20 protein-coding genes and 1 other RNA gene are annotated in these 20,727 nt (G+C 62.8%); 8 read left to right on the top strand and 13 right to left on the bottom strand.

Annotation, left to right across the window (positions count from 1 at the left end):
• Window positions 1-191 precede the first annotated feature (191 nt).
• The 5 genes from PP263_RS18485 to PP263_RS18505 form a co-directional block, all read right to left on the bottom strand.
• Window positions 192-707, bottom strand: coding sequence for a DUF1993 domain-containing protein (locus tag PP263_RS18485; RefSeq protein ID WP_308365380.1), 516 nt, complete (start codon window positions 705-707; stop codon window positions 192-194).
• A gap of 159 nt (window positions 708-866) precedes the next feature.
• Window positions 867-2,060 (bottom strand): CaiB/BaiF CoA-transferase family protein, encoded by a 1,194-nt coding sequence (locus PP263_RS18490; RefSeq protein ID WP_308365382.1) that lies wholly within the window; start codon window positions 2,058-2,060, stop codon window positions 867-869.
• Window positions 2,061-2,268: 208 nt separating this feature from the next.
• Entirely contained in the window at window positions 2,269-3,414 is a 1,146-nt protein-coding gene (locus PP263_RS18495; RefSeq protein ID WP_308365384.1) for an acyl-CoA dehydrogenase family protein, read from the bottom strand.
• 117 nt (window positions 3,415-3,531) lie between these two features.
• Window positions 3,532-5,679 carry a 3-hydroxyacyl-CoA dehydrogenase NAD-binding domain-containing protein gene (locus PP263_RS18500; RefSeq protein WP_308365386.1) on the bottom strand — a complete coding sequence of 716 codons (2,148 nt, stop codon included), beginning with the start codon at window positions 5,677-5,679 and terminating at the stop codon, window positions 3,532-3,534.
• A 17-nt stretch (window positions 5,680-5,696) separates the two neighbouring features.
• Window positions 5,697-6,905: an acetyl-CoA C-acetyltransferase gene (locus tag PP263_RS18505; RefSeq protein ID WP_308365388.1), complete on the bottom strand. Its 1,209-nt coding sequence runs from the start codon at window positions 6,903-6,905 to the stop codon at window positions 5,697-5,699.
• 223 nt (window positions 6,906-7,128) lie between these two features.
• Between PP263_RS18505 and PP263_RS18510 the strand changes: the two genes are divergently transcribed.
• Entirely contained in the window at window positions 7,129-8,364 is a 1,236-nt protein-coding gene (locus tag PP263_RS18510; protein WP_308365389.1) for an OmpA family protein, read from the top strand.
• A gap of 159 nt (window positions 8,365-8,523) precedes the next feature.
• On the opposite strand, the gene PP263_RS18515 is transcribed toward PP263_RS18510, so the two are convergent.
• Window positions 8,524-9,561 carry an AraC family transcriptional regulator gene (locus tag PP263_RS18515; RefSeq protein ID WP_308365391.1) on the bottom strand — a complete coding sequence of 346 codons (1,038 nt, stop codon included), beginning with the start codon at window positions 9,559-9,561 and terminating at the stop codon, window positions 8,524-8,526.
• Window positions 9,562-9,747: 186 nt separating this feature from the next.
• Here PP263_RS18515 and PP263_RS18520 point away from each other — a divergent pair, with 186 nt between their 5' ends.
• The gene (locus PP263_RS18520) at window positions 9,748-10,068 is read left to right on the top strand and encodes a helix-turn-helix domain-containing protein (RefSeq protein WP_308365393.1); all 321 of its coding nucleotides are present in this window, start codon (window positions 9,748-9,750) and stop codon (window positions 10,066-10,068) included.
• 216 nt (window positions 10,069-10,284) lie between these two features.
• Here PP263_RS18520 and PP263_RS18525 read toward each other — a convergent pair whose 3' ends face one another.
• The 3 genes from PP263_RS18525 to rpiA all read right to left on the bottom strand — a co-directional run bounded on the left by PP263_RS18525 (window position 10,285) and on the right by rpiA (window position 12,261).
• Window positions 10,285-10,650: a DUF4168 domain-containing protein gene (locus tag PP263_RS18525; protein WP_308365394.1), complete on the bottom strand. Its 366-nt coding sequence runs from the start codon at window positions 10,648-10,650 to the stop codon at window positions 10,285-10,287.
• A 215-nt stretch (window positions 10,651-10,865) separates the two neighbouring features.
• Window positions 10,866-11,489: a transglycosylase SLT domain-containing protein gene (locus PP263_RS18530; protein ID WP_308365395.1), complete on the bottom strand. Its 624-nt coding sequence runs from the start codon at window positions 11,487-11,489 to the stop codon at window positions 10,866-10,868.
• A gap of 88 nt (window positions 11,490-11,577) precedes the next feature.
• A complete protein-coding gene (gene rpiA / locus PP263_RS18535) occupies window positions 11,578-12,261 on the bottom strand; it encodes a ribose-5-phosphate isomerase RpiA (protein ID WP_308365396.1) in 684 nt (227 codons plus the stop codon).
• Between the two features lie 145 nt (window positions 12,262-12,406).
• Here rpiA and ilvA point away from each other — a divergent pair, with 145 nt between their 5' ends.
• Complete coding sequence (gene ilvA / locus PP263_RS18540; protein ID WP_308365397.1) at window positions 12,407-13,921, top strand: threonine ammonia-lyase, biosynthetic; 1,515 nt, start codon at window positions 12,407-12,409, stop codon at window positions 13,919-13,921.
• A 237-nt stretch (window positions 13,922-14,158) separates the two neighbouring features.
• Window positions 14,159-14,299, top strand: coding sequence for a hypothetical protein (locus PP263_RS18545; protein ID WP_183461199.1), 141 nt, complete (start codon window positions 14,159-14,161; stop codon window positions 14,297-14,299).
• Window positions 14,300-14,377: 78 nt separating this feature from the next.
• Here the strand turns inward: PP263_RS18545 and PP263_RS18550 are convergent, their stop codons facing one another.
• The 4 genes from PP263_RS18550 to PP263_RS18565 all read right to left on the bottom strand — a co-directional run bounded on the left by PP263_RS18550 (window position 14,378) and on the right by PP263_RS18565 (window position 15,883).
• Complete coding sequence (locus PP263_RS18550) at window positions 14,378-14,956, bottom strand: 5-formyltetrahydrofolate cyclo-ligase (RefSeq protein WP_308365398.1); 579 nt, start codon at window positions 14,954-14,956, stop codon at window positions 14,378-14,380.
• A gap of 161 nt (window positions 14,957-15,117) precedes the next feature.
• Window positions 15,118-15,298: non-coding RNA, 6S RNA (gene ssrS, locus PP263_RS18555), on the bottom strand.
• 70 nt (window positions 15,299-15,368) lie between these two features.
• Window positions 15,369-15,680, bottom strand: a complete 312-nt coding sequence (locus PP263_RS18560) for a cell division protein ZapA (RefSeq protein WP_308365399.1) — start codon at window positions 15,678-15,680, stop codon at window positions 15,369-15,371.
• Window positions 15,680-15,883: a TIGR02449 family protein gene (locus PP263_RS18565; protein WP_308365401.1), complete on the bottom strand. Its 204-nt coding sequence runs from the start codon at window positions 15,881-15,883 to the stop codon at window positions 15,680-15,682. Before PP263_RS18565 ends, PP263_RS18560 begins: the two co-directional genes overlap by 1 nt.
• Before the next feature lie 163 nt (window positions 15,884-16,046).
• On the opposite strand from PP263_RS18565, the gene PP263_RS18570 reads away from it, so the two are divergent.
• The 4 genes from PP263_RS18570 to PP263_RS18585 all read left to right on the top strand — a co-directional run bounded on the left by PP263_RS18570 (window position 16,047) and on the right by PP263_RS18585 (window position 20,724).
• Window positions 16,047-16,595, top strand: a complete 549-nt coding sequence (locus tag PP263_RS18570; protein ID WP_308365402.1) for a UPF0149 family protein — start codon at window positions 16,047-16,049, stop codon at window positions 16,593-16,595.
• 47 nt (window positions 16,596-16,642) lie between these two features.
• Complete coding sequence (pepP, locus tag PP263_RS18575; RefSeq protein ID WP_308368634.1) at window positions 16,643-17,953, top strand: Xaa-Pro aminopeptidase; 1,311 nt, start codon at window positions 16,643-16,645, stop codon at window positions 17,951-17,953.
• 278 nt (window positions 17,954-18,231) lie between these two features.
• Window positions 18,232-19,461, top strand: coding sequence for an FAD-dependent monooxygenase (locus PP263_RS18580; RefSeq protein ID WP_308365403.1), 1,230 nt, complete (start codon window positions 18,232-18,234; stop codon window positions 19,459-19,461).
• A 48-nt stretch (window positions 19,462-19,509) separates the two neighbouring features.
• Entirely contained in the window at window positions 19,510-20,724 is a 1,215-nt protein-coding gene (locus PP263_RS18585; RefSeq protein WP_308365404.1) for a UbiH/UbiF/VisC/COQ6 family ubiquinone biosynthesis hydroxylase, read from the top strand.
• Window positions 20,725-20,727 lie beyond the last annotated feature (3 nt).

Raw genomic sequence — 20,727 nt, forward strand, 5'->3', positions numbered from 1 at the left:
GGCGCGGGCCCGGAAAGTTCCGGGCCAAATTGCCGCTGACCGTAGGATGGGCAAAGGAGCGTAGCGACGTGCCCATCAGCCGGATCTGCGATGGGCACGCTGCGCTTTGCTCATCCTACGAAATCGTTGTATTTCTGTCTTTCAGTCCGGGACCTGGTCTTATCCAGGTTCCATCCAGTAAATAGAAACCGTCAGGCTTCTTCCATGATGTAGGGCTTGAGATAGGTCATAAAATCCGTCTTGCCGAGCGGGGCGCCGAGCTTGCGCAGAATCGCATAGGCAGTGGTGATATGAAAATACAGGTTGGGCATCAGGAAGTCGTTCAAATACTGCCGGGCCGGTAGTTCACAGTATCTGCCGGGCCCGAGGCCAACGCGCTTGATTTCATCGAGCTTGCTGTCATCCACGTCAATGCCGGTAACCAGCTCCCTGGTTTGCGCGATATGCGCACGCGCGGTGGCCAGGGAGTCCACTTCCGCACTGAGGTTCTCTATGGGCTGGCCGGCACACCACTGGGAAAATCCCCTGGGCTGGTTACAGGCGAATGCGATCTGGGTGCCAAACGGGAACATGTCCTCGGCGAGGCGCTCCTGCATAATCGCGTCCATATCCGAAAAATGCTCTTCACCGACCGACAGGATCTGATCGAGCACGTCGAGTCTCGAGGTGAAAATCCGCTTGATCTCACTGATTTCCTTTTTAGCCATAATGGTCTCTCTTTCCGTATGGTTGATGTCTGGAGCGCACATTCGGCGACTTTAGCGCAATGCGGGCCGGATGGAGAAGGGTTTTCAGCCAAGTTGCCCGTTTCTGCTATCCGGCTTCAATTGGCAAGCGCTGTGCGGATCGAAACAGTAGCGCGCGATTCAGGCAATAACCCCCTGCTCGTGCAACTGTTCGATCTCCTTGGCGATGTACCCTAGTAAAGCCAGCACTTCCCGCGAATGGGCGCCGAGCGGGGCGCCGGCGCTGTGCCGTTGCGGCTTTTCGCCGTCGAACAGGAAGGGGGTGTTGATCTGTGCGATCGCTTCGCCACCACTGTCCGTCGCCTCGCAAATCATTCGCCTCTGCTGCATCTGCTGGCTCTGCGCCGCCTCGAGAAAATCCAGTACCGGTTCCACGCAGGCGTCGATATGCGCGAACAGTCGCATCCATTGGTCCAGTGGTTGCTGGACAATGAGTTCGGCGATGTCCCCCTTGAGGGATTCCTGCTGGTCCTCCTGCACTATCCTTGAGAGCCACTGGGGTTTGCCGAGCGCGGTAAAGAAACGTTCGGCAAACTGCGGTTCCAGACTGCCCACGGAGAGATAGCGGTTGTCAGCGGTGCGGTAGTAGTCGTAGTAGCTGCCGCCGTTGAGCAGTTCGCTCTCGATTTCCGGGTCGCCGCCGCCGGCCAGGGCGCAGGCGCCGGATATGGCGTTCATGGCGAAGGCGCAGTCGGTCATGGCGATATCGATACGGCTGCCCTCGCCGCTTTGGCTGCGCTTGTAAACGGCGGCGAGAATCGACATTACCGCGTGGTGAGAACCACCGGCGATATCCGCGACCTGGGTGCCGGCGAGGCTGGGCCCCCCTTCTCTGCGCCCGGAATAGCTGGCCAAGCCGGACAGGGCCAGGTAGTTGATATCGTGCCCGGCGCGGTCGTTGAGGGGCCCCGTTTGACCGTAACCGGTGATGGAGCAGTAGATCAGGTCTTCGCGGGTTTCGCGTAGGTTTTCATAGCCGAGGCCGAGGTTGTCCATTACCCCGGGGCGGAACTGTTCCAGCACCACGTCGTATTCCACCAGCAGTCGCCGCACGATTTCCACCGCCTTGGGGTTTTTTAAATCCAGGGCCAGGGATTTTTTGTTGCGGTTGATGGTGGCGTGGGCGGCGGAGATGTTCTTGTTCGCGCCGACCATCGGGGGCAGGCCGCGCAACATGTCCGGCCGCGTGGGAGATTCGATGCGCAGTACGTCGGCGCCCATGTCCGCCAGTAGCATGGTGGCGTAGGGGCCGGGGAGGAGGGTGGTGAAGTCGAGAATTTTCAGGCCGTTGAGTGGGGCTTTGTTGTTGGACATGACTGTTTGCCGATAGGTGGAGTTCGCGATTTCGCTGTAGGAGCCTGCTTGCAGGCGAACGGATCAGGGCTTCGTAGCTTTTTCGCCTGCAAGCAGGCTCCTACATGGGGGCTGTAGGATGGGCAAAGCGCAGCGTGCCCATCACCCGGAGTTGATGGGCACGCTGCGCTTTGCCCATCCTACGGTTCTCGCCAGTCCCGGCCCATTTTTATTCCTTCAACAGTTCACGGGAAATAATCAGCTTCATAATCTCGTTGGTGCCGGCGTATATGCGCTGTACCCGCGCGTCCGCCCAGGCGCGGGCGATGGGGTATTCCCACATGTAGCCGAAGCCGCCGTGCAGTTGCACGCATTCGTCGAGCAGTTTGCACTGGAAGTCGGTGGTGAGCAGTTTGGCCTTGGCCGCGGTGGCTACGTCGAGTTTTTTGTCGTAGTGCAGTTCCAGGCAGCGGTCGACGAATACGCGCATGGCGGTGAGTTCCGCGTCCATCTCCGCCAGTTTGAACTGGGTGTTCTGGAAACCGGCGATGGCGCGGCCGAAGGCTTTGCGCTCGCGCACATAGTCCAGTGTCCAGCCCAGCGCTGCCTCGGCATTGGCGACTGCGCCGAGAGCCACACTCAGCCGCTCTTGGGGCAGCTCCTGCATCAGGTAGATAAAACCCTGGCCCTCGGCGCCGAGCAGGTTTTCCGCCGGCACTTTGACGTCGTCGAAAAACAGCTCCGAGGTGTCCTGGGCTTTCATGCCGATTTTTTCCAGGTTGGTGCCCTTTTTGAATCCCGGGCTGTCCGCTTCCACCAGCAGCAGGCTGGTGCCCGCGGCACCCGCTTCGGGATTGGTCTTGGCCACCACGATTACCAGGTCGGCGTGCTGGCCGTTGGTGATAAAGGTCTTGGAGCCGTTGAGGAGATAGTGATCGTCCTTTTTGATCGCTGTGGTGCGCACGCCCTGGAGATCGGAGCCGGCGCCGGGCTCGGTCATGGCGATGGCGGTGACGATTTCCCCGCTGATGCACTTGGGCAGGTATTTCTGTTTCTGCTCTTCGCTGCCGTAGTTGACGATATAGGGCACGGCGATATCCGAGTGCAGTCCCCAGCCGATGCCGGTGAGGCCGGCGCGGGCTATTTCCTCGTCGATGATGGCGTTGTAGCCGAAATCCACTTCCAGGCCGCCGTAGGCCTCCGGCGCCTGGGGGCAGAGAAAACCCATTTCCCCGGCTTTGGTCCAGAGCGCGCGGTCCACCTGGCCGTCTTTTTCCCACTGGCTGTGGAAGGGCGCGGCTTCTTTTTCCAGGAATTTGCGCACGGTGTCGCGGAACTGTTCGTGTTCCTCGGTGAAGACGGTTCTCGGGATCATGGTTTTTCTCCTGCGTTATTTTTCACTGTAGGAGCGGCCGTTGGCCGCGATAGCGGGCCTGCGGCCCGCAAGCCGAGCTGGAGCTCGGCGTTCCCAGGGGCCGTTCCCACAAAGTTGTTATTGATCGGCCAGGGGGCGGTTGTCGAACAGCATTTCCGGTGGTTCAAAACGCTCGCCGTAGCGCTCCGCCAGTTCCCGGGCGCGGCGGGCGAATTCCGCCGGGCCGTACTGGTTGATAGTTTGCAGGGCGCCGCCGGTCCAGGGCGGAAAGCCTATACCGAAGATGGAGCCGATATTGGCTTCGCGCACACTGCGCAGGATTTTCTCGTTATAACAGCGCAGGGTCTCCAGGGCCATGATAAACAGCAGCCGCTCCTCGATATCCACCAGCGGCGGCTGTTCGGCTTCGGGAAATTCTTCCTCCAGTCCGCGCCACAGATGTTTTTTCCCGCCTTCCGGGTAGCTGTAAAAGCCGCCGCCGGAGGCTTTTCCGGTGCGGCCCAGTTCCAGCATGCGGTCCACCACTGAATCCGCGGGATGGGCGGCCGGGGTTTTCCCCTCCGACTCCAGATCGGCAACAGTCTGCTGGCGAATCTTGCCCATCAGTGTGAGCGACACTTCGTCGCTGACCGCCAGCGGTCCCACCGGGAAACCCGCCAGTGCGGCGGCGTTTTCGATGCTCGCCGGGCAGACGCCCTCTCCCAGCATGGCAATACCTTCGTTGGTGTAGCAGCCGAACACCCGCGAGGTGAAAAAACCGCGGCTGTCGTTGACCACGATCGGTGTCTTACCGATCTGCCGCACAAAGGCGAAGGCCCGGGCCAGGGTGTCGTCGGAGGTCTGTTCGCCGCGGATGATTTCCACCAGCGGCATCCTGTCCGCGGGGGAGAAGAAATGCAGGCCGATAAAATTCATTGGCCGCGTACTGGCGCGGGCCAGGCCGGTAATGGGCAGGGTGGAGGTGTTGGAGGCGAAGACTGCGCTCTCGGCCAATTGCGCCTCCGCCTCGACGGTGACTTCGGCTTTGAGTTTTCGGTCCTCGAAAACCGCCTCGATCACCAGTTCACAGCCCTGAAGGTCCTGTGGGTCTGCGGTGGGTTGGATGCGGTCGAGGATTTCCCGCACGGAGTTCTCGTCGGTCTTTCCCTGTTGCAGGCGTTTTTGCAGTGACTTGTCGGCGTAACCCTTGCCCTTTTGCGCGGCCTCCGCGGAAATATCTTTAAGTACAACCTGCACGCCCTTTCCGGCACAGGCATAGGCGATGGCCGCGCCCATCATGCCGGCGCCGAGGATGCCGATTTTGCGCAGCGGTTGGATTTTTTCCGCTCGCATTTCTTTGCGCACCGCCTCCGGCAGGCAGTCGCCGGCCTCGACGGCGTTTTTGCCGAACCAGAAGGTGCCGATCATATTTTTTGCCACCGGGCCGCAGGCGAGTTCGACAAAATGGCGGGATTCGATACGGCTGGCGGTATCGAAATCCACCTGGGCGCCTTCGACCACAGTGGCGAGGATCGCCTCCGGTGCCGGCAGGCAGCCTTTGGTCTTCTGCCTGAGCATCGCCGGGGCAATGATCCGCAGCTGGGTGTTTTTGCGGTTGTTGGCATCGCCGCCGGGCATGCGGTAATCGGGGCTGTCCCAGGGCTGCTGACTCTGCGGGTTGGCGAGAATAAATGCGCGCGCCAGTTCCAGCAGTTGCTCCGGGGTTTGCGCCAGTTGGTGTATCAGGCCGGCTTCCCGCGCGCGCCGGGCATTCAACTGTTTGCCTTCCAACAGGTAGGGAAGGGAATTTTGCAGGCCGAGCAGGCGCGGCATACGCGTGCAGCCACCGCCGCCGGGCAGCAGCCCCAGGGTGACTTCCGGCAGGCCGATTTTGACCGCGCCACTGTCCAGTGCAATGCGCTGGTGACAGGCGAGACAGATTTCCCAGCCTCCTCCCAAAGCGGCGCCGTTGATCGCGGCCACCACCGGTTTGCCCTGGGTTTCCAGCCAGCGCAGATCCGCCTTGAGCGCCTCGCAGCTGTCGAAGAACCCCCCCGCGTCTTCCCGTTTGGCCGCATAGAGCGCCTTGAGATCGCCGCCGGCAAAGAAGGTTTTTTTGGCGGAGCGGATGACGATGCCGGTGAAATCGCTGTTTTGCAGCTGTTGGACAGCTTCGCGCAGGGACTCGGTAAAATCCCGATCCATCACATTGGCGGAGGCGTTGGGGTTGTCCAGGATCAGGTGGGCGATATTGTCGCTGTCTTTTTCCAGGCGAATGGATTTCATCTTGCCAATTTCCATTTTTAGAGCCTCTCGATAATGGTTGCCACACCCATGCCGCCGCCCACGCAGAGGGTGACCAGCCCGTAGCGCAGTTGCCGCGCCTCCAGTTCGTCCAGCAGCGTGCCGATCAGCATGGCGCCGGTGGCGCCCAGGGGGTGGCCCATGGCGATGGCGCCGCCGTTGACGTTGATCTTTTCGGGGTCGATATCCAGTTCGCGCTGGAAGCGCAGCACCACCGCGGCGAAGGCTTCGTTCACTTCGAACAGGTCGATGTCTTCGGTCTGCAAGCCGGCGACCGCCAGCGCCTTGCGTGTGGCCGGCGCCGGGCCGGTGAGCATGATGGTGGGGTCCGTGCCCACGACTGCGGCGGAGACGATACGCGCGCGGGGAGTGAGGTTCAGGTCGCGCCCCGCGGCTTCGCTGCCGATCAGCAGCGCCGCGGCGCCGTCGACGATACCGGAGGAGTTGCCGGCGGTGTGTACGTGCCGGATGCTTTCCACCTGGGGGTAGCGGGCGCGGGGGACGCTGTCGAAGCCCAGGTCCCCCAGCGTGGCGAAGGAGGGTTTCAACTGCGCCAGCCCCTCCATGGAGGTGTCCGGGCGCACCAGTTGGTCCCGGTCCAGGATCAACAGGCCGTTGCGGTCGCGCACCGGCACGATGGAATTGCCGAAGGCGTTTCTCTCCCAGGCGGCGGTGGCCTTTTGCTGCGACTGCAGCGCGAAGCGGTCCACCTCTTCGCGGCTGAAGCCGCCCAGAGTGGCGATCAGGTCGGCGCCGATGCCTTGCGGCGCGAAGCCGATCTCCATCGAGGTGTGCGGGTCCTCCGCCCAGGCTCCGCCGTCGCTGCCCATGGGCACCCGGGACATGGATTCCACCCCGCCGGCCACTACCAAGGTTTCCCACCCGGAGCGCACCTTGGCCGCCGCCAGGTTCACCGCCTCCGCGCCGGAGGCGCAGAAGCGGTTCAGGGTGACACCGCCGATATTCTCGTCCCAGCCCGCCACCAGCGCGGCGACCTTGGCGATGTCCGCGCCCTGGTCGCCGACCGGGGTGACGCAGCCCATCACGATATCGTCCACCTGCGCGGTATCGAGACCGCTGCGGCGCTGCAGTTCGCGCAACAGGTCGGCGAGCAGGGTGACGGGTTTGACTTCGTAGAGAGCGCCGCCGGGCTTGCCTTTGCCCCGGGGCGTGCGGATGGCGTCGTAGATATAGGCTTCGCTGGGCATGGTTGCCTCGCTGGTTATTGTTTGAATCTCTATAAGTTAGTCGCGCTCCGGGATGGTGCAAATGATAAAAGGCGTCAGCAGTAGTGACGCCCGCTGGCGGGATGACCATAGATTCACCCGGGGGTCCGGGCCGCCAACTATTCGGAATCGGACTAACCCGAAGATAACGCTGCCATACACTCAGGAGAGACGTTTTTGTTGTTTTAAACGACGAGGATTCGCTATGGCGGAGAATTTACTGGAGGTGGCTGAGCGGCAGCTGGGCCCTACCGGCATCAGTGCTATGGACAGCGCCCTGGGCATTCCGGCGGGGAAGGGGGAGTCTGCTCTGAAGGCGGGGATGGCCACCACCATCGCGGGTATGTTGCACAGGGGCACCGACCGCAGCGGCCTGGGCAGCATGCTCAATATGGTCACCGGCCACAGCGAGCTGGATTTATCCTCGCTTAGCCATATTTCCAGGGATTCGGAGCGGATGAGCGGCCTGCAGGAAAATGGTGACGACATGCTCGATACCATTTTCGGAAACAAACGGGGCAACATCATCCGGGCTTTTTCCTCGTCGCTGGGTTTGAATGTCGAGACCGGCGGCAATCTGCTGAGGGTGATTGCCCCGATAACCATGTCGGTCCTGGGCCAAAAGGCGAGAAGCCAGAACCTGGATATGGGTGGGCTGGCCACGCTGCTGTTGGAGCAGAAACCTTATATCGAGGATAAGTTGCCGGGCGACATGCTGCAGGAGTTGGGGGTCACCAGCTTTGAGAGCCTCGGTGAAGGGGCGCGGGCTTTTTCTCGCGGGCACGCGGAACCCCAAGCGGCGCGGACTCCGGAGGAGCGCAGGCGTGGCGGCAGCTTCGGCAAGTGGTTTTGGCCGCTGTTGATCGCCCTGGCGGCACTCTACGCGCTGAATATGTGTGCCAGGAAAGATCGCGTGGAGGACAGGCCCAGCGCGGTGATCCTGGAGGATGAAACAGTGATTACCGGCGAACCGGCGACTCCTTCTGCGCCGGCCGTACCGGAAACAACTTCCCGGGATACCACTATGGAGGGGGTGACGGGCGGCAATTTTTCCAGCAGTTTTCGCGAGTACCTGAACAACCCCGCCCGGGACCCCAACCGCGAATTTCCCCTGGGCATTCAGTTCGCTCCGGACAGCGCCACGGTCACCAGCCCGTCGGTGCCGGATGTGGAGGCATTGGTAAAAATTCTGCAGGAGAAACCTGGGGTCACCATTGCCATCGAGGGCCACACTTCCGGCGAGGGCGACGAGGCGACGAACCAGCAGCTCTCCGAGGAGCGCGCCGAGGCTGTGCGCCAGATGCTGGTGGACAAGGGTATCGATGGCAACCGGATAACCGCGACAGGTATGGGCTCGGCCAAACCGATCGCCGACGACAGCACCGAAGGGGGCAAGGAGAAAAACCGCCGCATCAGTGTGCGGGTGGTGACCTTTGGGTAGTAGGTTCGGCGGTACAGAGGGGGTGAGCACACGCTTTGGTCGTTCCGGCGCAGGCCGGAACCCAGGGGCCACCAGACTGGATACCGGTACCGGATCCAGTCCGGCATGACGTTCCTGCGCCGGTATGACGAGTCGTGAGCTCAATTCGAGACTGGGTATCTACGGGCCGCGGAATTTCTCCCGATAGGCCCCCGGCGCCAGCCCGGTCCACTTCTTGAACGCGCGGTTGAACGCGCTGGGCTCGGAAAAACCCAGGCGCTCGGCGATCTCCGCCACCGCGGTCTCCTGTTTTTTCAACTGGTACACGGCCATGTCCCGGCGCACCGAGTCCTTGATGTCCTGCCAGCTGTTGCCCTCCTCCTTCAGCCGACGGCGCAGGGTCTGCGGCGAGGTGTAGAGACGCGCGGCCACGTCGTCCAGGGAGAGGTTTTCGATCCCGCCCTGGTTTTGCAGCATGCGGCGGACGCGTCCGGTGTAGCTGTTGTCGGATTTGTATTGGGCCAGCAGGCATTCGGGAGCGCGGCCGAGAAATTCGGCGAGCTGCTGTTCATCGCGTACCAACGGCATCTGCAGATAGCGGGTGCTGAACACCAGGCAGGTCTCCCCCTGGTGGAAGTAGTGCCGGCACGGGAACATATCACTGTAGTCTTCGTTGTAGTCCGGCGGCGGGAAGGCCAGGTGCACCCGTTCCAGCAGAATGGTGCGGTCGATCAGCCAGCTGAAAAAGCGCAGCCAGATCAGCGCCAGGGATTCCACGAAAATCTGGTTGGGCAGGCGCCGGTCATTGCCGTGGTGGATCAGCAGGCGGGCCTCTTCGCCATCCTCCACCAGCTTGATCTGCAAGTCGTCGCTGACCATGGACACAAAGCGTCCGGAGCGCAGCAGCGCTCGGCGCAGGTTGGGGCAGCTGATACAGGCGTGGCCCATCATCGCGAAGGTGCCGGGGAGCCAGGGGCGGGCCAGGAAGCCGCCGGACTCGTCCGCCAGCAGGTCCCATTCCCGGCGCAGCAGAAGTGCCACACGCTCGCGGGGGATGCGGTTGTCGGGTTCCTCCAGCAGGGTTGGATCTATCTCCGCATCCAGCAGCAGCTGCCGACAGTCCAGCCCCGCCGCCCGGGCCCCGGCCAGCTGCGCCTGTACCGCGGCGGCGAGGATACCCGGATGTGCCTCGCGCTCGATTTGCGTTTCTGTCTCCACTGTCCTGTCCCCAGTCGATGTGGATTGGACTCGGGATTATGCGCAATGCGGCGGGGAAAGTCAGGTTTGGGTGAATGGCGATAAGTGACCGGCCGGGCACGGGTTGGATGTCACCGGTACTGCATTCAGGTTTGGGGCAGGGGTGAAGCTGTGCTACAAACAGCCTATGTACAACAGGACAGCACTATGAATCCGGAACTGGAAAAGCAGCTCAATCCCACCATCTGCCGGCGCATGCTGATCGCCCATCTGATCGAAACCCTGCCCAAGCCCAACAACCCGGCACTGGAGGAGGCCACAGGCTGGCCGCGCCGCACAGTGCAGGACATTATCGCCAAGGGCCTGCCGGGGCACGGCACCCGGGTGGAATTTGTTCAGCAGGGTGTGCGCAACAACGATGGTTACTATGTGCTGAAAGACTGGGGTTCCTTCGATCGGCAGTGGGTGCGGGAACAGTTACCGGTTATCTGCAGGGTGCTCGGTGTGTCTTCGCCGGCCCCCGAATGATTTGGCGCATACAACGCTCTTGCGTCCCGCCGCACAGTTGATCGGCAACGCCGCCTCTAAAAATTAATGCTGTAGGGTGCGCCGTGACAGAAAATGCAGGAGCAATTTTCTGTCCCGGCGCACCCTACGTCCAAAAGCAGGTTCGCGATTTTTGGAAGTGCCCCAATGATCACTTACCAGCGAGCCGGTAAGTGATCATTGGAGACTGTTTATCGACTATTGCTGTTTTTGCAGCAATTTGTTGATCTTCTTGACCAGTGTCTGGTCGGTTTTCAACCGGTTGGCGATTTCCTGGTATTCCTCTTTGCTCAGCCCCGCTGCCTTGACCGCCGAGAGCATCTTGCCCTGTGCTTCCTGGTTCAGCGCTTCCGTCTCCTCGATGTTTTTCGATGCCTTGATCTTCGGCGCATATTCGCGGCTCAGGTCGACAATAGAACGATAGGCGTTGGCAAATTTCTCCAGTTTCGCATCGCTGAAGGTGACTTTCTGGACCTGCTGGACAGCGACCTCTCCGCCGCCAGCCTGGGCGATAACCATAGGGGCGACAAACAAAAGCGCGAGTGCGATAGCTGGTACTTTCATTGGATACCTCGACAGAGACAGGTGGCGGACGCTTTTACACAGGGAATGTGGCCCAGCGTCTCGGTAAGGCGACAAGCGCCCCGCCGCGGGGGCGCGGAAAAGGCGTTGTTCTGCTCAGCTTAGACGCTTCCCGCGAGGTTATCGCGCCATTTGCCGCCTAAAACTCATCGGAGAGAATTGCGCCCCACCGGATCTGAGAACTGCTTGGTCACGGCTCAAAAAATCCCGAGGAACTTCTTGCGCCGCTTCAGCGAACTCTCGCAGCTGGCGAGCTGCCTCTGGTAAGTCTGCGCCTGGGCGGACACCTTGTGGGACACCTTCTTCAGCCAGGACTTGCTGCGGAAAGTGCGCCGGTTAAAGCCGCCGTGGCCCTCGTGGTAGGCCAGATAGAGGTGATAGGTGTCGTCGGGCCGGATGCGGCACTGGCGCTGGCTGGTGTTGTTGTACCAGCCGACGAAATCGATGGCATCGCCAAAATCATCGCGATCAGCGCCATAACGGGATGCCGCGCGCTGGTAGCTGCGCCAGGTGCTGTCCAGCGCCTGGGGATAGCCGTAGGCATCCGAGGGGCGCGGGCCGGGAATAAAACCGAGGATCTTGGTGCGCTGCGGTCGCGCATCGTGCACGAAACGGGATTCCTGGTGCAGCACCGCCATCATGGTGGGAATGGGGGAGCCCCACTTCTCCTCGGCGTCCTTGGCCTTGCCGTACCAGCCCTTTTTCTCGCGGAAAATCGAGCAGATATCACCGGGATTACTGGGCGGGCTGGTGGCGCAGCCGGCGGTCAGGCCGGTGCACAGCAGCAGGAACAGGACGAGGGGCTTCTTATTGTTCAGCATGATTCTATTTGGGGGTAAAGGTTTTCTATTGCGCGCTAAAGGCTTTCTATTGGGCGCTAAAGGCTCTCTATTGGGCGCTAAAGGCTCTCTATTGGGCGCTAAAGGCTTTGACCCCGGCCGCGGTGCCCAGCAGTAGCAGGTCCGCCGGGCGGAGAGCGAAGATGCCGTTGGTCACCACGCCGGTGATATTGTTGATCGCCTTTTCCAGGGCGACCGGCTCCCTGATCTCCAGGTTGTGCACGTCCAGTATGACATTGCCGTTGTCGGTGACCACCCCCTGGCGGTACACCGGGTCGCCCCCCAGCTTGACCAGCTCCCGCGCCACCAGCGAGCGGGCCATGGGGATTACCTCCACCGGCAGCGGAAAGTTGCCCAACACCGGCACCCACTTGCTCTCGTCGGCGATGCACACGAATTCTTCCGCGCAGGCGGCGACAATCTTCTCCCGGGTGAGCGCGGCGCCACCGCCCTTGATCAGTTGCAGCGCCGGGTTGGTTTCGTCGGCACCGTCCACATAGACCCGGATGCCGTCCACACTGTTAAGGTCGTATACCGGAATGCCGTGGGATTTGAGGCGCTCGGCGGAGGCCTCGGAGCTGGCCACGGTGCCGTCGAACCGGCCCTTGATCTCCGCCAGGTAGTCGATAAAGAAATTGGCGGTGGAGCCGGTACCCACGCCGACAATGGAATCTGCCTCCAGTTTGGGGGCGATGGTCTCCACGGCGGCGCGGGCGGTGGCGCGCTTCAGCTGATCCTGGGTTGTGCTGGTCAAAAGGCTTCCCCTGTGCAATTTTTATTGGATAAAGGCCTGTGCAGAGAAAAAATCTCGCGTTAAAGCCGTATCTGGGTGGCAATGATGCTGCCGGAAGATTAGACTGGCGGGCTGAATTCACCGCAATGGCTGTTGTTGCCCCACCATGCCCAAGTCCTATATCAAGCGCATTCTAGACGCGCGCATCTACGATGTCGCCTCGGAGACCCCGCTGGAGCCCATGCGCCAGTTGTCGCACCGCTTCAACAACCGCATCCTGCTCAAGCGGGAGGATCTGCAGCCGGTGTTCTCCTTCAAGGTGCGCGGGGCCTACAACAAGCTGTTGCAACTGCCCGCGGAGCAGCGCGCCCGCGGTGTCATCGCCGCCTCCGCCGGCAACCACGCCCAGGGTTTGGCGCTGGGTGCGGCGCAGCTGGGGGTGCGCGCCACCATCGTGATGCCCACCACCACCCCGCAGATCAAGGTGAACGCGGTGCGCATGCGCGGCGCCGAGGTAGTACTGCACGGGGATACCTTCGACGAAGCGGCGGCGCATGCGCAGGAATTGGTAGAGGAGCGCGGACTGGTGTTCGTGCACCCCTACGACGATCCGGATGTCATCGCCGGCCAGGGCACCGTGGCCATGGAACTGCTGCGCCAGCATCCCGGCAACCTGGATGCGGTGTTTATTCCCGTGGGCGGTGGCGGCCTGGCCGCGGGCATGGCCAGCTATATCAAATATGTGCGCCCGGAAGTGAAAGTTTTCGCGGTGGAGCCGGAAGACGCCGCCTGTCTCAAGGCAGCGATGGACGCGGGCCAGCGCGTGCGTCTGCCCCAGGTGGGGCTATTCGCCGATGGCGTGGCGGTGGCGCAGATCGGCGCTGAGACCTTCCGCGTACTGCGGGAGACGGTGGACGGGGTCATCACCGTGACCACCGACGAGATCTGTGCGGCGATCAAGGATATCTTCGAGGACACCCGCTCCATCGCCGAGCCCGCGGGCGCCGTGGGTCTTGCCGGCATGAAGAAATACATGGAGCAGAGCGACAGCCGCAATGCCACTCTGGCCACTGTGTGCAGCGGGGCCAACATCAACTTCGACCGCCTGCGCTATATCAGCGAGCGCACCGAGATCGGCGAGAAGCGCGAGGCGGTGCTGGCGGTGACTATCCCCGAGCGCCCCGGCAGCTACCTGGACTTCTGCCGCAGCCTCGGCGACCGGGCCATCACCGAGTTCAACTACCGCTATGCCAACAGCGGCGAGGCGCACATCTTTGTCGGCCTGCAGGTGACCACGGGTGCGGACCGGGCGCAGCTGGTGCAGCAACTGGCGGACGGCGGCTACAAAGTCACCGACCTCACCGACAACGAGATGGCCAAGCTGCATATCCGTCACCTTGTGGGCGGGCGCGCGCCGGGGCTGGAAGACGAGGTGGTCTACCGCTTTGAATTTCCCGAGCGTCCGGGGGCGCTGCGCAAGTTTCTGGAACAGCTGGCCGGGCGCTGGAATATCACCCTGTTCCACTACCGCAACCACGGTGCCGCCTACGGCCGGGTGCTGGTGGGTATGCAGGTGGCGGAAGGAGAGCGGGGGCAGCTGCGCACCCTGCTGGAGCAACTGCACTACCCCTTCTGGGACGAAAGCGACAATCCCGCCTACCGGTTTTTCCTGGCCAGCTAGGGAGTCGCCGGAGTGACGAATTTGACTTATTCAGAGGCCTCCGTAGATCAGGCAGACGGATTTGTCGAACTTTTAGCTCAAATTTGCGACATTTGTCGCAAAAAACGCTGCCTGGCCGGTTACTTTTCCACCGGTAGTCGAGTATCTTGCCTGTTGCGGAACTTTTGCGTTGACGTGAGTCAAACGTAAGGTGAAACGCTCCATAACAAGAACGTTCGATCGTACAGGATGGTCCCCATGAAACCCGATGCACTGACAATCGCCGTGGTTGTCTTTGTTGCGGGAGTGCTGCTAAGCAGTGCCGGTCTCACCGAGGTCTTCGCTTCTGACGACCCGGAGCCGCCGGCAGCCCTGCAGCAGGGAGTGGTGACGCGCTAAGCGCACCCCTCAGCCCGCAAACGAAAAAGCCGGACGCTCGCGCGTCCGGCTTTTTCGTTTGCGCAGCCCGGCCGACCATCAGCCACACCGGTACAACTGCTGTTCCGTTACCACCGCGCTCAACGGAATATCCCAGCCGTCCACCGGCAGTTGCTCCACACACTGTAACTGGTGCGCCACGCCGATCATCTGCGGGCCGGCGCCCGGCAGTCGCCGTTTGAAGGCGAAGGTGCGGTCGTAGAAGCCGGCTCCCATGCCCAGGCGCCCGCCGGCGGGGTCGAAGGCCACCAGCGGTACCAGTACCAGATCCAGCCGCCACGGCGACTGGACGGGGCCGCGCAGGGGCTCCGGAATGCGATAGCGGTTGCGGTAGTTGAGCGCCCCGCCGCTCCAGTGGCGGAAACTCAGCTGCGGCCGCGGCGCCGCCGGCAGCACCGGCAGGTAGAAATGCTTGTCGGGAAATTGCCGCACCAGCCCGCGGACATCCACCTCTCCGTCCATCGGCCAGTAGATGCCGATATGCCGGGCGCGCCGAAACGGGGAGCTGCGGCTCAATCGGGAGGCGACCGCGGTAGCGGCGCGGCGTTGCCGGTATGGACTCAGGCCGCGCCTCGCCGCGCGCATTCTGCGGCGCAGCTGCGCTTTGGTTTCTTGCATTGTCGAAGTTTACTTGGAAGAGGCTCTATGCGGCAGGGATGTGTACCGCACGCAAATCGGCAACCCGGATTGCCGATCTGGCGGGAGCCGATTACGGACACGTGCCGCGATCGGCGTGCTCCCGATAATTCAAATTAAGATGAATCATCCGGAGTTGAAAAAGGAGCCCCGAGCGTGCGGCTGAAGACGTAGCCTTGAACCGTAGGGTTCAAGGTGGAGGCCTCCGGGATACATTAGGCTTTCCGCTGCTTGGCGGACTTGCGCACCAGTACCCGCTGGAAGCCGCCAGGGTGACGTTATCGGCTCGAGGACATAGTCAACTGGCCAACACCTCAGGGCAGAAGAAGTATAACGCGCGCGGGGGGAAAAGGCTAAACGGCTCTGTGCCGGAAATGCCGTGCAAACGCCAAAGTCAAGAGTCGATCTCACCCAGTGCGGACTGTACCTTCTCCTGCAGACGTTCGAGCATCTCCTGCTCCAGTGGTGCACGAGTGAGTTCCGCCTTGGCCTGAATCAGTTCGTGGGCGATATTCAGCGCCGCCATCACCGCGATGCGCTCCAGGCCGATCACCGAACCGCTGGCGCGAATGCGCGACATTCGCTCGTGCAGCAGCCGCGCGGACGCCTGCAGCTCGGCCTGCTCGTCTTTCGGGCAGGCCACACGGTACTCTTTGTCGAGTATGGAGACTGTGACGGTCTCTGAGGTCAGAGTTGGCTCACCCATCAGGATTCTTGCGCTAGCCCTTTCAGGCGGTTGATCATGGCCTCGACCCGCGAGCGGGCGGCCTCGTTATTTTTTACCAGGCGCTGGCGCTCACGCAGCCACTCGGCCTCCTGCCGGCGCAACTCGCGATTGTCCTCGGCCAACTGCTGGCAGCGGGCGATCAGCGAGTCCACTGTGCTTTCTAGCGCTTGCAACTTGTCCATAATTCCTGCGTAGACCGGGTTATTCCGCTACTATATTGCCGGCGTATTGGGGGGTCAATTGCCCGCCCGCGCAGGCAATCACAATTTTGCACCTTGCCCTGCGGCCACTTTGGCCGAAAGCGGTGAATTGCACAAATCCTGATCATTTTGAATGAGCGTAGTTATGACTCGCGCAGCCGAAGATTTCGATTCCCTGGCCAACACCATTTTGTCCGCCGGTGGCGAAGTGGACCCCAGCGAACTGCACGGATTCGCGTGCGGCGTACTGGCCGCCGGTGCGCGACCGGATAAAAGTCGCTGGCAGAGGGAGCTGGGGGAGTTTTTGCAGCTGGAAGCCGTGCCCGCGGACCTGAACCGGGAGTTTCTGCAACTGGCGGAGGACAGCCTGCGGCAGCTGCGCGACAGCGACTTCGGATTCCAGTTGCTGCTCAGCGAAAGTGAAGACCTGGCCGAGCGCACCCTCACCCTGGGGCACTGGTGCGAGGGGTTCCTGCACGGTTTCGGCATCGGTGGCCACAGCGGCGAATTGCCGCCTACCAGCAGTGAGGCGCTGCAGGATATCAGTGTCATTGCGCAGGTGGACGAGCAGGCCGCGGGCGAATCCGAAGAGGCGGAGAACCAGCTTGTGCAGGTGCAGGAGTATGTGCGGGTGGCGGTGCTGAATATTTTCACTGACACAGCAGCCGGGAGCCGCGGCCCCACCGTTCACTGATGACCGACTATAGAAGCGCAGCTATGGGCATCTCCAGAAGCGCAGCTATAAGCATCGGCAAGGCGGAATTCGCCCGCCGCCGCGCGCGGCTGATTGCCGGACTGGTCCCCGGCAGCCTGGCGATAGTGCCCGCCGCGCGCGAACAGCTGCGCTCCCGCGATACCTATTTTCCCTTTCGCCAGGACAGCGATTTTCTCTACCTCACCGGTTTCGAGGAGCCGGAGGCGCTGTTGGTACTGGTGCCCGGGCGGGCCCAGGGAGAGGCGCTGTTGTTCTGCCGCGAGCGCGATGCGGAAAAGGAAACCTGGGAGGGCCCGCGATTGGGCCCGGAACGCGCCGCGGAACACTGCGGCCTGTGCGACGCTTTTCCGATCGGCGACCTGGACGATATCCTGCCCGGCCTGCTGGAGGGGCGCGAGTGCATCTACTACACCCTGGGGCGCTTTCCGCAACTGGATCGGCGCCTGCAGAATTACCTGCGTGAAATCGATCGCGCCCGCGGCAGCGCCGGGGCGCCGGAACTGGTGGACCTGGATCACCAGTTGCACGACCTGCGCCTGTTCAAGAGCGCCCAGGAACTGCGCCTGCTCCGCTGCGCGGCGCAGATCACCGCCCAAGCACACACGCGGGCCATGACGCACTGCCGCCCAGGCCTCTATGAATACCAGTTGGAGGCCGAGATACTGCATACCTTCGTCGCCGCCGGTGCGCGCGAACCGGCTTACCCCACCATCGTCGGCGGCGGGCGCAACGCGCTGGTGATGCACTACAGCGCCAACAGCGCGCCGCTCAAAAACGGTGACCTGGTGCTGGTGGACGCCGGCTGTGAGTACCGCGGCTACGCCGCCGACGTCACCCGCACCTACCCGGTGAACGGCCGCTTCAGCGGTGAGCAGAAGGCGCTGTACGAAATCGTGCTCGCCGGGCAACTGGCGGCGATCGACGAGATCCGCACCGGCAATCACTGGGACCAGCCCCACCTGGCTAGTGTGGAAGTCATCACTCGCGGGCTGGTGGACCTGGGCCTGCTGCGTGGCGAGGTGAGCGGCCTGATCGAAACCGGCGCTTACCGCCGCTTTTACATGCACCGCGCCGGCCACTGGTTGGGTATGGACGTGCATGACGCCGGCGACTACCGGGTGCACGGCCAGTGGCGGCAGCTGGAGGCGGGAATGGCGATGACCGTGGAGCCGGGGGTCTATATCGCCTCGGACGACGATCAAGTGCCCGAGCGTTTTCGCGGTATCGGCATCCGCATCGAGGACGATGTGGCGCTGCTCAAAGATGGCCCGGAGGTGCTTTCCGCCGCTGCACCCAAAACGGTGGCGGATATCGAGTACACCATGCGCGAGGGCTAGTGTACTGTCTCATACTAAATGGTCCTATCAGCGGGCCGCTAAGCGGCCAGATGCAAGGCGCACTTGCGCCGGCGTAGTCATTCTACGTCAAGCAAGTGCAACGCCGCAGATGGCTGCTTAGCGGCCCGCCCGGAGGGAGCCCCCCAAAATACCCACAGCTGCGTTGCAGCTCTTGAAAATGGAATGACCATTCCCTGCGAGCTGCGCCTAACTGTGGGCATTTTGGGGGGCTCTGATAGGACCATTTAGTATGAGACAGTACACTTGGAGGAGCTGTGGTGAAGACTGTGGACATAGCCATCGTCGGCGGCGGCATGGCCGGCGCCAGCCTCGCGCTGCTGCTGCAAAAATTCTGCCCGCTGCTGTCGGTGGCGCTGCTGGAGCGGCAGCCGCTGCCGACCGCCGGCACCGCCCCGCAGCTGCCCAGTTTCGATACTCGCGCCACAGCGGTGGCCGCCGGCAGCCTGCAGATTTTCTCGGAGCTGGGGCTCTGGCCGCGGCTGCGAGACTACTGTGCGCCGATCGAACGGGTTCAGGTATCGGACCGTGGTCGGGGCCTGGGCGCGATCCTGGAGGCGGACCCGCGGAAGCGCGCCAGTTTTGCCGGCATGCTCGGCGCAGTGATCGAGAATGCCGCCCTGGGCCCCGTGCTCTACGACGCCCTGGCGCAAACCGATGCGCAGCTGCTCGCGCCGGCGCAGGTGCGCGGGGTGGCTATGGGGAGCGGGGGCGCCCAGTTGAGCTGGAGCGCGGAGGAAAGCGGCCCGGAGCGGACATTGCAGGCGGGCCTGTTGGTGGTGGCAGACGGTGTGGATTCGCCGCTCTGCCGGCAATTGAATATCGGCGTGCAGCGGGTGGAATACCGCCAGCGGGCGCTGATCACCACCGTCGGCCTGCAGAGGGACCACGGCGGTGTGGCCTACGAGCGCTTTACCGAGAGGGGGCCCATGGCCCTGCTGCCATTGCCCCGGAGAGATGGCCAGCATCGCATGGCACTGGTGTGGACCTGCGCCGACGAGGAGGCGGAGCAAATCGCGTCCCTGGAGGCCGGTGCCTTTGTCGAGCGCCTGCAACGGGCCTTCGGCTGGCGCGCCGGGCGCATACTGCGCGCCGGGAAAGTGCATAGTTATCCCCTGAGCCTGTCCCTGGCGGAAGAGCAATGGCGCCGCGGTCTGGTGCTGGTGGGCAACTGCGCCCATTTTCTGCACCCGGTGGCCGGGCAGGGCTTCAACCTCACCCTGCGCGACTGCCATGCCCTGGCCCTGACCCTGGCCCGCGGCTGCGCCGCCGGCGCGCCGCCGGGAGAGCTAGACTTGTTACAGGAGTACGGCCGCGAGCGGCGGCTGGATCAACAGCTGACCATCGGTTTCAGCGATCGGGTGCCGTCGCTATTCGCTTCCGGGAGCCTGTGGGCCCGGGGCCTGCGCCAGGCGGGACTGCTGGGATTAACCCTGGCGCCGCCATTGCGCGCCGGCTTTGTCGGCCAGGCGGCGGGGTTCGGATTGTAGTGGCGGGATACAGCAGCAGGTGGTAGACGCCGGATGAACAGAGAACGCATGGATATCACGATCGTTGGCGGCGGCATGGTGGGCATGGCCCAGGCCGCCCTGTTGGCGGTACGCCACCCACAGCTGCAGGTCGCTCTGCTGGAGGCGGGGGAACTGCCGGAGATTTCCGCCGCTACCTACGACCCACGGGTGGTGGCGCTCACCCAGGCCTCCCAGGATCTGCTCGACGAGGTGGGCGCCTGGCCGTCGATTGCCGGACGCGCCTGCCCCTACACGGAAATGCGCGTGTGGGATGCGGAGGGCACCGGCTCGGTGCGTTTCAACAGCCGCGATGTGCAACTGCCCAATCTGGGGCACATCGTGGAAAACAGCGTTGTGATATCGGCGCTGCGCGAGCGCATCGAAAGCCTGCCCAATGTGGAAGTGATCACCGGCTTTCGCCTGGAGAGCTGGTGGCGCGACTGCGGCCTGTGGCACCTGCAGGCGCGCAGCGACCGTCTGAACGTTATCGAAGGGCTGGAGGAGAACGGGGCAATTCTGCGCACCCGCCTGCTGGTGGGGGCCGATGGCGTCCGCTCCAAGGTGCGCGAACTGCTGCGAATCCGTACTCGCGACACCCTGTACCAACAGACGGCCCTGGTGTGCGTGGCCCGCTGCGAAGCCTCGCACCAACACACCGCCTGGCAGCGCTTTCTGAAAAGCGGGCCGCTGGCCTTCCTGCCCCTGGCCGGACTGGGGGACGACAATCACTGTGCGGTGGTCTGGTCGGCGGACGAGGCCCTGGCGCGGGAGCTGATGATGCTGGACGACAGTGCCTTCGCACTGAACCTGGAAAAGGCTTTCGAGAGCCGCCTGGGGTGTGTCGAATCGGTGAGCGAGCGCTTCTCCTTTCCGCTGCGGGCGCGCCACGCGGAATCCTACTATGGCCCCGGCGCAGTATTGATTGGCGACGCTGCCCACAATATTCACCCCCTCGCCGGCCAGGGGGCCAACCTGGGGTTGCAGGACGTGCGCGCGCTCAGTGAGGAGATAGGTCGCGCCCTCAACCGCGGCCTGGAGCCCGCGGACCCCTCGGCGCTGTCCCGCTACCAGCGCCGCCGCCGCGGCGACAACGCCGCCACCCTCAAGGCCATGAGTACCTTCAAATCCCTGTTCGGCGCCGGCGACCTGCACTGGCGCTGGCTGCGCAACACCGGCCTGAGTGTGGTGGACGCCAGCCCGCTGTTGAAAAAGCGCATCATTCTGCGCGCCATGGCGGTGTAATCT

Source organism: Microbulbifer sp. TB1203, assembly GCF_030997045.1.
Taxonomy (GTDB): domain Bacteria; phylum Pseudomonadota; class Gammaproteobacteria; order Pseudomonadales; family Cellvibrionaceae; genus Microbulbifer.